The 14,228-nt window shown below is 54.4% G+C and carries 12 protein-coding genes; 6 read left to right on the forward strand and 6 right to left on the reverse strand.

Features of this window, described 5'->3' with window-relative positions; all coding sequences use genetic code 11:
• Positions 1-132 precede the first annotated feature (132 nt).
• Positions 133-1,206 (reverse strand): sugar ABC transporter substrate-binding protein, encoded by a 1,074-nt coding sequence (locus IMQ33_RS01205; protein WP_196062630.1) that lies wholly within the window; start codon positions 1,204-1,206, stop codon positions 133-135.
• A 228-nt stretch (positions 1,207-1,434) separates the two neighbouring features.
• On the opposite strand from IMQ33_RS01205, the gene IMQ33_RS01210 reads away from it, so the two are divergent.
• Positions 1,435-1,800: an endonuclease domain-containing protein gene (locus tag IMQ33_RS01210; RefSeq protein ID WP_196062631.1), complete on the forward strand. Its 366-nt coding sequence runs from the start codon at positions 1,435-1,437 to the stop codon at positions 1,798-1,800.
• A gap of 204 nt (positions 1,801-2,004) precedes the next feature.
• On the opposite strand, the gene metG is transcribed toward IMQ33_RS01210, so the two are convergent.
• Positions 2,005-4,035, reverse strand: coding sequence for a methionine--tRNA ligase (gene metG, locus IMQ33_RS01215; protein WP_196062632.1), 2,031 nt, complete (start codon positions 4,033-4,035; stop codon positions 2,005-2,007).
• 160 nt (positions 4,036-4,195) lie between these two features.
• Here metG and apbC point away from each other — a divergent pair, with 160 nt between their 5' ends.
• Entirely contained in the window at positions 4,196-5,308 is a 1,113-nt protein-coding gene (gene apbC, locus IMQ33_RS01220; RefSeq protein ID WP_021805051.1) for an iron-sulfur cluster carrier protein ApbC, read from the forward strand.
• A 244-nt stretch (positions 5,309-5,552) separates the two neighbouring features.
• Here the strand turns inward: apbC and IMQ33_RS01225 are convergent, their stop codons facing one another.
• On the reverse strand, positions 5,553-6,194 hold the full coding sequence (locus tag IMQ33_RS01225; RefSeq protein WP_065686906.1) for a phosphatase PAP2 family protein: 642 nt from the start codon (positions 6,192-6,194) through the stop codon (positions 5,553-5,555).
• A gap of 254 nt (positions 6,195-6,448) precedes the next feature.
• On the opposite strand from IMQ33_RS01225, the gene udk reads away from it, so the two are divergent.
• The 4 genes from udk to IMQ33_RS01245 all read left to right on the forward strand — a co-directional run bounded on the left by udk (position 6,449) and on the right by IMQ33_RS01245 (position 10,836).
• The gene (udk, locus tag IMQ33_RS01230; protein ID WP_021180590.1) at positions 6,449-7,090 is read left to right on the forward strand and encodes a uridine kinase; all 642 of its coding nucleotides are present in this window, start codon (positions 6,449-6,451) and stop codon (positions 7,088-7,090) included.
• 126 nt (positions 7,091-7,216) lie between these two features.
• Positions 7,217-7,798 (forward strand): dCTP deaminase, encoded by a 582-nt coding sequence (dcd, locus tag IMQ33_RS01235; RefSeq protein ID WP_024484888.1) that lies wholly within the window; start codon positions 7,217-7,219, stop codon positions 7,796-7,798.
• 34 nt (positions 7,799-7,832) lie between these two features.
• On the forward strand, positions 7,833-9,674 hold the full coding sequence (gene asmA / locus IMQ33_RS01240; protein ID WP_196062633.1) for an outer membrane assembly protein AsmA: 1,842 nt from the start codon (positions 7,833-7,835) through the stop codon (positions 9,672-9,674).
• Positions 9,675-9,831: 157 nt separating this feature from the next.
• Positions 9,832-10,836 (forward strand): LacI family DNA-binding transcriptional regulator, encoded by a 1,005-nt coding sequence (locus IMQ33_RS01245; protein WP_065686908.1) that lies wholly within the window; start codon positions 9,832-9,834, stop codon positions 10,834-10,836.
• Between the two features lie 354 nt (positions 10,837-11,190).
• Here the strand turns inward: IMQ33_RS01245 and araD are convergent, their stop codons facing one another.
• Genes araD through IMQ33_RS01260 form a run of 3 tightly spaced genes read right to left on the reverse strand, consistent with a single transcriptional unit; the run spans position 11,191 to position 14,223 of the window.
• The gene (gene araD, locus IMQ33_RS01250) at positions 11,191-11,883 is read right to left on the reverse strand and encodes an L-ribulose-5-phosphate 4-epimerase (protein WP_024484885.1); all 693 of its coding nucleotides are present in this window, start codon (positions 11,881-11,883) and stop codon (positions 11,191-11,193) included.
• The gene (locus IMQ33_RS01255) at positions 11,877-12,746 is read right to left on the reverse strand and encodes an L-ribulose-5-phosphate 3-epimerase (RefSeq protein WP_024528567.1); all 870 of its coding nucleotides are present in this window, start codon (positions 12,744-12,746) and stop codon (positions 11,877-11,879) included. Before IMQ33_RS01255 ends, araD begins: the two co-directional genes overlap by 7 nt.
• Complete coding sequence (locus tag IMQ33_RS01260) at positions 12,733-14,223, reverse strand: FGGY-family carbohydrate kinase (protein WP_196062634.1); 1,491 nt, start codon at positions 14,221-14,223, stop codon at positions 12,733-12,735. The genes IMQ33_RS01255 and IMQ33_RS01260 overlap by 14 nt, the downstream gene beginning before the upstream one ends.
• Between the last annotated feature and the right edge of the window lie 5 nt (positions 14,224-14,228).

The following is a 14,228-nucleotide window of genomic DNA, read 5'->3' on the forward strand; positions in this document are numbered from 1 at the left end:
CAAACCTGTTGATGCATACAGTTATTACGCCAGTGCAACTACAGTAGCTTATTTTGTGATGCAGAGAAGGGGGGAACGGAAAAATTGTTTAAAAAAAAGAGGCTACGTCTGTAGCCCCTCGGTAAAACAGCATTATTTACCGGATTTAGCCTGCAGGGTGGCAAACCAGGGTTGGATGAAATCTTCGCTGCTGCCCCAGCCTGGAATAATTTTACTCAGTGAGGCTACGTTGATTGGTCCAGTCTGGCTGACCAGCAAGGCCTGCGGGATGGCGGCGGCTTTAAACTGATAGGTGGCAGGGGTTGGCTCACCCGCCAGCTTGTTGGCAATCAGGCGTAGGTTGACGGCCCCGATCAGCTTGGTATCTACCGCAACGCTGACCTTCCACGGGCTACCGGCTTCGCGCATCAGTTGCAGATCCTGGTTGGAGATATCGATGCTGTAGAGTTTGATCTCGGTGCGGCCATTTTCTTGCAGCGCCTTATAGGCTCCCTGGCTGAAGGCATCCCAGGTACCCCAGATGGCATCAATTTTACCTTTCGGGTATTTGGCCAGCACCGCACCGACTTTATTGGCGGTATCGCCCTGGACGTCGGAAGATACCGCCCCGATCGATTCCAACTCATGAATACCCGGATTTTGCTTGAGCAACTGCTGGTAAGCGGCCTGGCGGCGCTCCATCGGCGGGAAGCCTGCAACCCACAGCTTGATAATGTTGGCCTTGCCGTCGAAGTCTTTAATCAGTTGGCCGACGGATTCATTGGCCAGCGAGGCATCATCCTGTTGGGAAACGGTGACGCCAGGGATCTCGCCGCTTACGTCGGTATCAAAGGCCGACACCGCGATACCTGCCGCAGCGATGCGCTTGACCAGATCGGTGGAATAGGGCGCGCGGCCTTGAGAAAGAATGATGCCGTCATACTTTTGGCTGATGGCCTGGTTAACGAAGTCCTGAAAACGCGCGTCATCACCGTTGCTCAGGAAGGTATCCACCTTGAAACCGAGCTTGCGCCCCTCCTGGATTGCTCCGGCCAAAAACTGGGTGGTGTTGTCATCGGAACCCAGATTACGGATCACCGCGACGCGGATCTGCCCTTGATGCTGGGCAATAGCGTCAGGAACGGGGGCAAGCGTGGCTTCAGCGGCCAGCAGGGGCAGGCTGGTCAGCAGGCTGAGGGCGAGCAGTGAGGTCTTTATCATTTTCATTATTGGCTCCGAAGCAGGTGAAGAGTTCCCGGTAAAATTGGATGTATGGCTGTCTTTATGTCTAGATGTCTATTATGTGCGATGCAGCATCATAACCAGATGCCCGGCAATTGGGAATCCACCGGCTTATGAATTTTTCTCAGGTGTTATAACGATTGGTTTGGATGAGGTACGCAGTTTTGGCAGGAGCCGGGAGATCGACGGTGCTGGTAGCAGTAATCTTGGCTGATGAAGAATGCAATCACGCTGATTAAGGCGCGCCGTTTAAGATCTGATATGACCGAGGCAGAACAAGCCTTGTGGCTACAGCTGCGCGATCGCCGCTTGGCGGGGTTTAAGTTTCGGCGGCAATTTCCGGTTGGGCCTTTCTTTGCCGATTTTGGGTGTTGGCAGGCGAAGCTGATTGTTGACCTGGATGGTGGCCAGCATTCTGGACAGGTGGCTTATGACCAGCAGCGCACAAGCTTTCTAGAGCAGCAGGGTTTTACCGTGATTCGTTTTTGGAACGATGAAGTATTGCGCAATTGGGAGGGGGTGAGGCAGGTGATTTTATGGCATTTGCAGGATCGTGTTTCCCCTCATTCTAGCTTCTGAGATACCCCTCACCCCAACCCTCTCCCGTAGGGCGAGGGAGCTGTCCGGAGCATATAGTTAGCCCGTGCTGCTTCGGTAGCTTAGGAAATTATGGGGTAAGAAGAAAGGTTGGGTATGACTCAGAGAAACCAGCGAACTCGATCAGTCCCCTCTCCCTGCGGGAGAGGGTTAGGGTGAGGGGACTTTGCTTGATATTACAAAAACTTATTTAACCTGCATACCAGGCTGTGCGCCGCTGTCCGGGCTGAGCAGGAAGATTTCCTTGCCGCCAGGGCCAGCCGCCATCACCATCCCTTCGGAAACGCCAAAGCGCATTTTACGCGGCGCCAGGTTGGCCACCATAATCGTCAAACGCCCTTCCAGCAGTGAAGGATCAGGGTAGGCAGAGCGAATACCGGAGAAGATCTGGCGTGATTCACCGCCCAGATCCAACTGCAGCTTCAGCAGCTTGTCGGAACCTTCAACAAACTCGGCGCTCTTGATCAGCGCGATACGCATATCGACCTTGGCGAAATCGTCAAAGCTGATGGTGTCCTGAATTGGATCGTCTGCCAGCGGGCCGCTGACAACTTTCTGGCTGGCGGCCAGATCTTCTTTTGATGCATTTACCATTTCATTCACTTTGTCGAGATCGATACGGTTGAACAACGCCTTGAAGGTGCTCACCTGATGGCCCAGCAGTGGCTGCTCAATGCCATCCCAGCTCAGTTCGCAGTTGAGGAACGCTTCGGCACGTTCGGTCAACGCAGGCAGTACTGGCTTCAGGTAGGTCATCAGCACGCGGAACAGGTTGATGCCCATTGAACAGATAGCTTGCAGATCGGCGTCGCGGCCTTCTTCTTTCGCTACTACCCAAGGAGCCTGCTCATCGACATAGCGGTTGGCCAGATCGGCCAGCGCCATGATTTCGCGGATCGCCCGGCTGGTTTCACGGCTGGCATAGGCCTGCGCAATGCTGGTGGCAGCATCAACAAAGGTCTGGTACAGCGCAGGGTCGGCCAGGTGGTCGGCTAACTGCCCGGCAAAACGCTTGTTGATGAAGCCAGCGTTACGGGAAGCCAGGTTGACCACTTTGTTCACGATATCCGCATTCACGCGCTGCACGAAGTCTTCCAGATTCAGGTCGATATCGTCGATGCGTGAAGAGAGCTTGGCGGCGTAGTAATAACGCAGACAATCGGCATCCAGGTGCTTGAGGTAGGTGCCTGCTTTAATGAAGGTGCCGCGCGACTTGGACATCTTGGCGCCGTTCACCGTCACATAGCCGTGCACAAACAGGCTGGTAGGCTTGCGGAAATCGCTGCCTTCCAACATTGCCGGCCAGAACAGGCTGTGGAAGTAGACAATATCCTTACCGATGAAGTGATACAGCTCGGTAGTGGAGTCTTTACGCCAGAACTCGTCGAAATCCAGATCGCCGCGTTTATCGCACAGGTTCTTGAACGAGCCCATGTAACCGATTGGTGCATCCAGCCAGACGTAGAAATACTTGCCTGGCGCATCCGGAATTTCGAAGCCGAAATACGGCGCATCGCGGGAGATATCCCACTGTTGCAGGCCGGATTCGAACCATTCCTGCATCTTGTTTGCCACCTGCTCTTGCAGCGCGCCGGAGCGTGTCCAGGCTTGCAGCATGTCGCTGAAAGCGGGCAGGTCGAAGAAATAGTGCTCAGAATCACGCATTTCCGGGGTAGCGCCGGAAACCACGGATTTAGGGTCGATCAGCTCGGTTGGGCTGTAGGTTGCGCCACAAACTTCGCAGTTATCGCCATATTGATCCGGAGATTTACATTTCGGGCAGGTGCCCTTCACAAAACGATCCGGCAGGAACATGCCTTTCTCGGGATCGTAAAGCTGAGAAATGGTGCGTCGCTTGATATGGCCGTTCTCTTTCAAGCGGCCATAGATCACACCTGACAGTTCACGGTTTTCTTCGCTATGGGTCGAATGATAATTGTCATAGCTGATGCCAAAACCGGCGAAATCCTGTTGGTGCTCGCGGCTCATTTCCGCGATCATCTCTTCTGGCGGGATACCCATCTGCTGTGCTTTGAGCATGATTGGCGTACCGTGCGCGTCATCCGCACAGATGAAATGAACTTCGTTGCCGCGCATTCGTTGGTAACGAACCCAGATATCTGCCTGGATGTGCTCGAGCATGTGGCCGAGATGGATGGAACCATTTGCGTACGGTAGCGCGCACGTCACCAATAATTTTTTCGCGACTTGAGCCATAATGAAAAGTTGCTTTCTTTAATGAGTGAAAAGGGTCTTTGATGTTACCCGATCGCGCTCTCTGCTGCTAGGGCGGTTTCTTTCGGGTTATACGAGCGAGTTACCCTGCAGTTCTGATATGCTTATCGGGTTGCTACCCATTCAAAATCAAGGAGCCGGGATGAACGCCAAATCCCCTGAGCAGACCAACCCTGAAGTTCTGCGCGCCCTGGTGACCGGAGTATTGGCCGCCTTCGAACACCCGACGTTAAAAAACAATCTGACCGCACTGAAAGCCATTCACCACTGCACGTTGCTGGACAATGTCCTGCATATCGAATTGGTCATGCCGTTTGCCTGGCAAAGCGGGTTCGAGGCGCTGAAAGAATCGGTGAGCGCCGAACTGCTGCGCGTGACCGGCGTTCAGGCTATCGAATGGAAGCTGAAGCACGATATCACCACCTTGAAGCGTGCCAACGACCAGGCCGGTGTGAAAGGTGTGCGTAACATTATTGCCGTCAGCTCCGGCAAAGGCGGTGTGGGGAAATCCAGTACCGCAGTCAACCTGGCACTGGCGCTGATCGCCGAAGGTGCCAAAGTGGGTATCCTGGATGCGGACATTTATGGCCCGTCGATCCCCAACATGCTGGGGACTGAACATGAACGCCCAACCTCGCCGGACGGCCAGCATATGGCTCCGATCATGGCGCACGGTTTAGCGACCAACTCTATTGGCTACCTGGTGACAGACGACAACGCCATGGTGTGGCGTGGGCCGATGGCCAGCAAGGCGCTGCTGCAACTGTTGCAGGATACGCTGTGGCCGGATCTGGATTATCTGGTGCTGGATATGCCGCCAGGCACCGGGGATATCCAACTGACCCTGTCGCAGAATATCCCGGTGACCGGTGCGCTGGTGGTGACGACACCACAGGATATCGCCCTGCTTGATGCCGCCAAAGGCATTGTGATGTTCGAAAAGGTGCATGTGCCGGTATTGGGCATCGTTGAGAACATGAGCATGCATGTGTGCAGCAACTGTGGGCATCACGAGCCTATTTTCGGCACCGGTGGGGCAGAGAAGCTGGTGCAGAAATACCATAGCCGCCTGTTGGGGCAGATGCCGTTGCATATCTCGTTGCGTGAAGATCTGGATCGCGGACAACCGACCGTGGTCAGCCGCCCGGACAGCGAGTTTGCGGAGATGTACCGTCAACTGGCGGGGCGCGTCGCGGCTCAGATGTATTGGCAGGGGGAAGCTATTCCTACCGAGATCTCCTTCCGCGCTCTGTGATTGCCCTGCATTAAATTGTTAGTTTAGTGCTCTCGTCCCCCTCTCACCCCAACCCTCTCCCACAGGGAGAGGGAGCTGATAGCCCCTGCTCTTTTGGAAGTAATAAGGTGATCAGGCAGCTCGACCGTCACTTTAACCAGGATGAGCAGGGTCAGTCAGCTGGTACTGATGAAGAATCACTACACTTTCAACCTAACTCGATCGGTTCCCTCTCCCTGTGGGAGAGGGCTAGGGTGAGGGGGCATTAACGGCTCTGAGGTGCTGAAACCTGTGGTTTTTTGTGCAAATCAGCCCGGACAAAAGGTTTTTCTACCGGCGCAATGGTCACGGCAATCCTTTCCAGTAACCCCTGGGTCGGTGCCGCAGTGCCGGAATTGATCAGGACAAGGGGCAGCGCCAGCGTAACGGCAATTTTGCGGTAGGACAGCCGTGGTGGCTGCGTGCCACGTTGCAGCATTAAGAAAGTGCTGCTGACGATAAAGCCGAGTGCCAGGCCGGTGATCACCTCAGAAGTGGAATGGGCGTGGATCACCAAACGTGAATAACCGACTACGGCGGCCAACAGATAGCCGGCGATCACCGCGGTGCGTCTGACGGGTGACGAGAAACGTCCACAGAGCAACCACAGCAAAACCGGCCAGATACTGGCAGACAGGGCCGAGTGGCCGCTGAACCCGGTAAAATCCCAGTGGCGGCTGCCAATGCCCCAGCCCATAAACGCCAGCTTCGATACGCAAACTACGGCACCCACGCCGCCAAACAGCAGCATCCATTGCCAGGTCGGTTTTCTGCTGGTGGGGGACAGGAGTAAAATAATAAAGACGATGGCTGCGCAGGGCAGCAGCAGCATGCTGTCACCAAAAAAAGTCAGAAAATGCCAGTTCATGTGCGGTTGTACTCTAAGAAATAGGATCGAAGACGGTCTTGATGATGGCGTGAATTGTACCCTGAGTCGCCGATTTGCAGTAGCGTAAAAAATCTTAAATCCCCCGGCAAAAGATACTCCGCATGTCAATTACGCCGGTTTGTGGGGATAATCTCCCGCCTTACCGTCTAAACGCTGGCGCCAAAGGCACTAACTCCCTATAATTAGCGTGTTTTACACCCCTTTCCCCACATTGAAACCAGGTCTTTAATTTTATGACTGACAAGTCGCATCAGTGCGTCATTATTGGTATAGCTGGCGCATCAGCCTCCGGAAAAAGCCTTATTGCCAGTACGTTATACCGCGAACTCCGCGATCAGGTTGGCGATCAACATATCGGTGTGATCCCGGAAGACAGTTACTACAAAGACCAGACGCACCTGACCATGGAAGAGCGGGTCAAAACCAACTATGACCACCCCAGCGCCATGGATCACAATCTGCTGTTCCAGCATCTGCAAATGCTGAAGTCCGGCCAGGCGATTGAGCTGCCGTTGTATAGCTACACCGAACATACGCGTAAGAAAGAGACGATCCATCTCGAGCCCAAGAAAGTCATCATCCTGGAAGGGATCCTGTTATTGACGGATATCCGCCTGCGCCAGGAAATGAACTTCTCGATCTTTGTCGATACCCCGCTGGATATTTGCCTGATGCGCCGTATGAAGCGCGACGTGAATGAGCGTGGCCGCTCCATGGATTCCGTGATGGCGCAGTACCAGAAAACCGTCCGCCCAATGTTCCTGCAGTTTATTGAGCCTTCAAAGCAATACGCCGATATTATCGTACCGCGCGGGGGTAAAAACCGTATCGCGATAGATATCCTGAAGGCAAAAATCAGCCAATTCTTTGAATAAGTCATTAACAGGCCAGCCTGTTTTTACTGGCCTTTAGCGAACTATTTGAGCCCCGACATAGACCTTGAGCCCGTTGTGTGGCAATTTTCGTATAAGTTTATGCGCCTTGATGGAATGGAGAAAATAATGAGACTGTGCGACCGCGATATCGAAGCCTGGCTGGATAACGGAAAACTGGTGATTTCACCGCGTCCTCCCATTGAGCGTATTAACGGGGCCACAGTGGATGTCCGTCTCGGCAATCAGTTCCGCGTGTTCCGTGGCCATACCGCTGCCTTTATCGATCTCAGTGGCCCAAAGGATGAAGTGAGCGCCGCCCTCGACCGCGTAATGAGCGATGAAATCGTGCTGCCGGAAGGCGAAGCCTTCTTCCTACATCCAGGTGAACTGGCGCTGGCGGTGACGCTGGAGTCGGTCACCATTCCTAACGATCTGGTTGGCTGGCTCGATGGCCGCTCTTCATTAGCCCGCCTGGGATTGATGGTGCACGTTACCGCACACCGTATCGATCCCGGTTGGCAAGGCTGTATTGTGCTGGAGTTCTATAATTCAGGTAAGCTGCCGTTGGCATTACGCCCTGGCATGTTGATCGGCGCGCTGAGTTTCGAACCGCTTTCCGGGCCTGCGGCACGGCCATACAATAGCCGCCAGGACGCGAAATACAGGGATCAGCAAGGGGCCGTGGCCAGTCGTATTGACAAGGATTAACAGCGAACCGGTATTACGCTGACACGAGGATGGCATGAGAAGACTACTGACGACTTTGGTGATTTTGCTGGTGGTGCTGGTGGCAGGGATGTCTGCCTTGGTGCTGTTGGTTAATCCGAATGATTTCCGCGGCTATATGATCAAGAAGGTTGAGCAGAGCAGCGGCTATCATCTGACGCTGGAAGGCGACCTTCGTTGGCATGTCTGGCCGCAACTGAGCATTCTTGCCGGGCGAATGACGCTGACGGCGCCAGGGGCAGCGGCTCCGGCCGTCAGCGCGGATAATATGCGTCTGGATGTCAAACTGCTGCCGCTCCTTTCCCACCAGCTTTACGTTAAGCAGGTGATGCTGAAAAATGCCGTCATCCGCCTGACCCCCGATAGCGCAGAGCAAAGCCAGCCCGATGCTCCTATCGCCCCCGGTGGTAACCAGGCGGATGATAGCTCGGGATCCCTGTGGAAATTTGATATCGACAACCTGCGGGTGGTGGACAGTCTGTTGATCTGGCAGCGGGCCAACAACGAGCAGATTAACGTTCGTGATATCGATTTAACCCTGCAGCAGAATGAAAAGCATCAGGCGCAGATAGAGCTTTCCAGCCGGGTGAATCGCGACCAACGCGATCTGAGCTTCAATCTGGCGGCCAATCTCGATCTGCAACAGTTTCCCCGCCAGATAGGCGCGCAGGTCACGAAGTTTAGCTACCAGCTTGAGGGCGCAGATATTCTTGCCGGTGCCATCAAGGGGGAAGGGAGCGTACAGGCGGTTTATCAGCAGGCTTCGCAGCAGGTTGTCTTGAGCCAACTGATGCTCAGTGCCAATGATAGCCAGTTGACTGGGGGCGCTAGTGCACAGTTCGGGCAAGTGCCTGCTTACACCTTGGATCTCAGTGCCACACAACTCAATCTGGATGCGCTCTCGGGCTGGCAGACAAAAAATCCTGATGAGGAGAAGCTGCCGCAGCCGGTGACAGCATCCCCGGTGATCGCCAATCAGGCGGACGACCCACAACAGAATTTACAGGTGTTACGTGACTTCAATGCGCAGCTTAAGTTGAAGGCGGATCAGGTCACTTATCGTGGGATGTCGGTTAATCAACTGGCGGTACAGGCAAGCAACCAACAGGGATTAATGACGGTGGCAACGCTGTCTGGCAAGTTGGCCAGCGGTGATTTCTCCCTACCAGGCTCGATGGATGTGCGGGCTGATAAACCGCTGATCAAACTGCAGCCGCAGTTACGGCACATTGAGTTGGGTGAAGTACTCAAGGCCTTCAATATGCCATTGGCGCTGACCGGCACGTTCAACATGCAGGGCGATTTGAGTGGCGATCGCTTCAACGCCACGGCGTTCGAGCACCGCTGGCACGGGACTGCGGAACTGTCCATGCAGAATGCGCAGCTTCATGGTCTGAATATTCAACAGCTTATCCAGCAAGCCGTGGCGCGTAATGACAGTAGCGTGCGTGGTGAGGATAACAACCAGCGCTACACTGCGGTGCAACAAATGAGCGCCAAGGCCAGCTTGAGCAAGGGGCAGATCACGCTCAGCGAGTTACAGGCAGAGTCACCGGTGATGAGCCTGACCGGCAGCGGTACGCTCAATATGCCTGGCAAACAGTGCGACTTAACCATGAACGTACTGGTAACGGGGGGCTGGCAAGGCAACAATGCGTTAATCGCACAACTGCGCGAAACGCCGATCCCACTGCGTGTCTATGGCCCTTGGGATCAGCTCAATTATCAGTTGCAGGTCGATCAGCTATTGCGTAAAAAGTTGCAGGATCGTGCCAAAGACGCCTTGAACAAGTGGGCCGAGAAGAATAAAGGCTCCCAGGATGGCCAGGATCTGAAAAAGCTGCTCGATAAGTTGTAAACCTTATCAAACACTGCCCGCGCTCTCTTTAGGTTATGGTGAGCGCGGGTTTGCCCCCCTCGAACAACAAAATCAATACCTTTGATATTCATCTGGCATACTGCTGATGGCTTCCCTACAATAAGGGATCTGTTAATGAATAAAGCAAGGATTGACGGTGTCAAAAGCGAATTCTAATGCCACCATTGTGGATATTGCCCGCCGAGCCAACGTGACCAATATCACTGTCTCCCGTGCTTTTAATAAACCCGAACTGGTAAAGTCTGAAACCCTCGAGAAAATTCATGCTATTGCCAAAGAGCTTAATTATGTTCCCAATGCTTTCGCTCAAGGATTAAAGAAAAGCAGTAGCCAAATTATTGGCATTGTTACCAGCAGCATGTATAACCCTTTCTATTCCAACCTGATCCAAACCGTATCGCGCATTGCCCGCATGCAGGGCTATCAGATTATGCTGTTTGATACCGACGGCAGCGAAGAGGCTGAAATGCAGGCGGTGCAGGCGTTGTTCGGTTATAAGGCGCGGGGCATCTTGCTCTCTGCTGTACGCGACGATCGGCATTATCAACCCGCCTACCTTGATCAGGCCGAACGCTACCATACCCCGCTGATCCTGATCGACAGGGACATTTATAATCAACAGCTTAGCGGCGTGTTCCTCAACAACCAAGAAATTGGCAAACTGGCCGGGAAATATCTGGCCGAGCAGCCGGAAAGTAATATCCTGATCCTGGGCGGCCCGGCCGACTCGGAAATTACCTTGGCACGAACCCAGGGGATTATTGATGCTCTGGAGGAGAAGGGGAGTAAAATCACCATTATCAATGGCGACTATGATTTTATTTCACAGGCGGCACGGGTGAGAGAATATCTTGCCGATGAACAGCATCAGCCGGATTATATCGTGGGCCTCAACGGTATTATCACGCTGGGTGCTATTTCGTTGTGCCACCAACTGGATATTTACCATCGGGTGAAATTCTTCTCGATCGATGAACCGCCCAAGGCGCGGGATTATGGGCAGCATATTGCCGGGGTTTATCACGATACGCAGGTGTTAGGGGAAATCGCGGCGGAATTATTGTTTAATGCAATTAAAAATAATCACAGCGATCAGCCATTAAGACGGGAATTCTTTACCGGGATGTTGCTTGTAGAGTGATGTGACCCCTCACCCCAACCCTCTCCCACAGGGAGAGGGAGCTGCTCCGGTGATGTTATTGGGTGCGGAAGCTAATCTGTGACCCCCAAAAAGGGTAACTAGTCAGACTCAGGGGCTGTCTGTGGCCTAATTGGTGCCGAGCGGGGGCTATGTTCTGGTCTAGCCAAAGTAGACTCCCTAGATTAATTTGTAGCCTGAATTGGTGCCAAGCGGTGGTCAGTCATAGAGACTGTGTTCTGACCTAGCCAAAGTAGGCTTCCTGGATTAATCTGTGGCACGTTCGGTCCCCTCTCCCTGTGGGAGAGGGTTAGGGTGAGGGGCAATTCGTTGAAATATCAGGCTAATCCCACCCCATTACTGCCCATAGTAAGCATTTTTACCGTGCTTGCGTAAAAAGTGCTTATCCAGCAGCGCGGGTTGCATTGGCGGGATCGTTGGAGTCAATTGCCGCGTGGCCATCGCCATAGCCGCCACTTCCTCCATCACCACCGCATTATGCACCGCATCCGCCGCCGTTTTTCCCCAGGCGAAAGGCCCGTGAGAATAGACCAACACCCCCGGCACCTGTTGCGGATCGCGCTTCGCCTGTTGGAACGTCTCGATAATCACCTGGCCGGTTTCCCGCTCATAGTCGCCAGCAATCTCGTCCTCACGCATAGGGCGGGTACAGGGAATGTCACCATAAAAATAGTCGGCGTGCGTGGTGCCCAGAGCCGGGATCGCCTGGCCAGCCTGTGCCCAGATGGTGGCATTACGGCTGTGGGTATGGACGATGCCGCCAATCGCAGGAAATGCACGATACAGAGCCAAATGGGTATCGGTATCCGAGGACGGTTTACGCTGCCCTTCTTGGATCACTCCGTCCAAATCCACCACCACCAGGTCATCCACCGTCATTACTTCATAGGCGATCCCCGAAGGTTTGATCACCACCAGCCCCTGCTGGCGATCGATCGCCGACACATTACCCCAGGTAAAGGTCACCAAACCATAACCCGGCAGGCTGAGATTGGCCGCCAACACCTGCTGCTTCAACTCGCTTAACATGTGATGCCTCCCTGTTTCATCTGTTGCTCGATCCAGCTTTTGGCCTGGGTGATATGCTGGATATCCTGGCCATCGTTGCGCGTCCACATTTCCAGCAGGAATGGGCCGCGATAGTTGAGCCGGTTTAACACGGCAAACGTATGGGCAAAGTCGACGCAGCCGCTGCCGAAAGGCACATCGCGGAATTGCCCTGTAGTACCCGGCAGCACCGGCAGGGTGTCTTTTAAATGGATGGCGGTGATCTTGTCGATGCCTTGCTCCAGCTCAAAATCGACGTCATTGCCCCAGGCGCTGAGGTTGCCGATATCGGGATAGACGGTAAACCATGGGCTTTCAATCTGCCTGGCAAACTCGCGCCATTTGCTGATGCTGTTGATAAAGGTGGTATCCATGATCTCCACGGACAGCATCACCTGTGCCTTGGCCGCCAGCTCTACCGCCCATTGCATACCTTCGATAAAACGCTGGCGTGTATGGCGATCGGCAGTTTCGTAATAGACGTCATAACCCGCTAGCTGAATATTCCTGATCCCGACGTCGACGGCGAAATCCAACGCCTTTTCCATCAACGTGCGCGCCTGTTGGCGGATGGCGGCATCATGGCTGCCAAACGGATAACGACGGTGGGCGGATAAACACATGCTGGGCACCGTGATACCGCTGTCAAAACGGGCGTTGATCAGCGCCAGCCGCTGTTGACGATCCCAGTCCAGGCGCAACTGGCGTTCCGGTTGCTCATCAATGGAGATCTCCATAAACTGGAAACCCAGTTCGCTGGCGATACCAAGGCGTTGTGCCCAATCAAGATCTGCCGGCAAGGCTTTTTCGTACAGCCCAAGTGAGACATTATTAGTGGTTTGCATGCTGGTTGGCCTCATTTAATGCTTGGGCGATATTCAGGTAGCCCGCAAAGCGATCGCGTAAGCGTCGGTTAGCTACCGCGTCGGGATAATAGGTATGTACTTCAGGCTGAATAACCTGCACGGCCTCGGTAAAGTTGCTGTACTCCCCGGCACCCACGGCGGCACAGATCGCTGCGGCACGGCAGCCACTTTGCTGGATATTCACCACTTCCAGCGGCAAATCACCGGCGTTGGCAAACATCTGCATCCAAACGTCGGACTGCGTGGGGCCGCCGGTCATGCGAATACGCTCTACGCGTGGATTCAGTGCCACCAGGCGATCCTGATGAACCAGATGAGAGAACACGATGCCCTGATAGATCGCATGGACGATATCTGCCATGTCATGGTGCCCGCTCAGGCCAATCAACCCGCCCGGCAGGTTGCTACCGAGGTTGGAGCCGAACAGGTAGGGCAGGAATGTGATGTCGCTCGGCTGCTTGCTGCGTTCTTGTACCCAACGGTTGAACTGCGCATAGCGCTGATGATCGTTGTCGCAAAACTGCCGTAAGAACCAGGCCAGATTACTCGCTGAGGTTGGGCTGCCTTCGTGAACAAAGTAGCGGCCCTCCATGCAATAACGCCCCCAGGCAAAAGGATGGGAGGAGGGGATTAGGTTCTCCGTTACGCAGGTAGCGATCGACCAGGTACCCGCCACTGCGCTCAGGGTGCGATCGTCGACCACTCCCGAGCACAAGGCCGCACCAACCACATCGAACAGGCCGCCATACACCGCCGTTCCTGCCGGTAATCCGCATTGGGCGGCGGCAGTGGCGGTTACTTGCCCGGCAAGCTCGGCAGAACCTAGCAGCGGCGCGGTTTTATCGGCCACTTCCTCAATACCGAATGCCGCCATCAATACTGGGTCGTAGTCGGCCGTTTGCTGGTTGAACAGGTTGCTGCCGGAGATGTTGGTGATCTCCGCCGTCGCTTCGCCCGTCAGGCGGAAACGCAGGTAGTCATGAGCCATCAGCACCCGATCAATCGCCTCATATTGCGCGGGCTCATGCTGTTTCAACCAACGTAACAGCACTGCCGGATGGCTGTTCCAGATGGGTTGCAGGCTACGCGGGTAGGTGACGGCTTCGATACCTTGCTGCTGTAACTCAACCACCATCGCCCCGGCACGAGTATCCGAAGAAACGATGCCGTTGCGGACCGGCTGGCCCTTTTTATCAATGGCATATAGCCCTTTGCCGTGTGAAGAGAAGCTTACGCCACGCACCCGATCGCCGGTTATATCCGCGAAGCTGAGTACCTGGCGAATGGTCTGGCAAAGGTCACGCCACAAGGGCTCCATCTCGCGTTCAGAGAAGCCAGGCTGTGGGGATACGGTTTCCCCATCACACTCCGCTACGGCAATTTCCTCACCGTTAGCCCGGTATAGCCCCGCCTTGATTAGCGTGCCGCCAATATCAATGCCCAGAAAATATCCCATATCGG

Source organism: Serratia sp. Res13-Sevr-LER1-36-b (assembly GCF_015673035.1).
In the GTDB taxonomy this organism is placed as follows: domain Bacteria; phylum Pseudomonadota; class Gammaproteobacteria; order Enterobacterales; family Enterobacteriaceae; genus Chania; species Chania fonticola_C.

Bases quoted from the DNA above. Each gene is read 5' to 3' on its own strand.
- IMQ33_RS01260 (WP_196062634.1), bottom strand. From the start codon at position 14,223: ATGGGATATTTTCTGGGCATTGATATTGGCGGCACGCTAATCAAGGCG.
- metG (WP_196062632.1), bottom strand. From the start codon at position 4,035: ATGGCTCAAGTCGCGAAAAAATTATTGGTGACGTGCGCGCTACCGTAC.
- IMQ33_RS01205 (WP_196062630.1), bottom strand. From the start codon at position 1,206: ATGAAAATGATAAAGACCTCACTGCTCGCCCTCAGCCTGCTGACCAGC.
- apbC (WP_021805051.1), top strand. From the start codon at position 4,196: ATGAACGCCAAATCCCCTGAGCAGACCAACCCTGAAGTTCTGCGCGCC.
- dcd (WP_024484888.1), top strand. From the start codon at position 7,217: ATGAGACTGTGCGACCGCGATATCGAAGCCTGGCTGGATAACGGAAAA.
- araD (WP_024484885.1), bottom strand. From the start codon at position 11,883: ATGTTAAGCGAGTTGAAGCAGCAGGTGTTGGCGGCCAATCTCAGCCTG.
- IMQ33_RS01225 (WP_065686906.1), bottom strand. From the start codon at position 6,194: ATGAACTGGCATTTTCTGACTTTTTTTGGTGACAGCATGCTGCTGCTG.
- IMQ33_RS01255 (WP_024528567.1), bottom strand. From the start codon at position 12,746: ATGCAAACCACTAATAATGTCTCACTTGGGCTGTACGAAAAAGCCTTG.
- IMQ33_RS01210 (WP_196062631.1), top strand. From the start codon at position 1,435: ATGAAGAATGCAATCACGCTGATTAAGGCGCGCCGTTTAAGATCTGAT.
- asmA (WP_196062633.1), top strand. From the start codon at position 7,833: ATGAGAAGACTACTGACGACTTTGGTGATTTTGCTGGTGGTGCTGGTG.
- udk (WP_021180590.1), top strand. From the start codon at position 6,449: ATGACTGACAAGTCGCATCAGTGCGTCATTATTGGTATAGCTGGCGCA.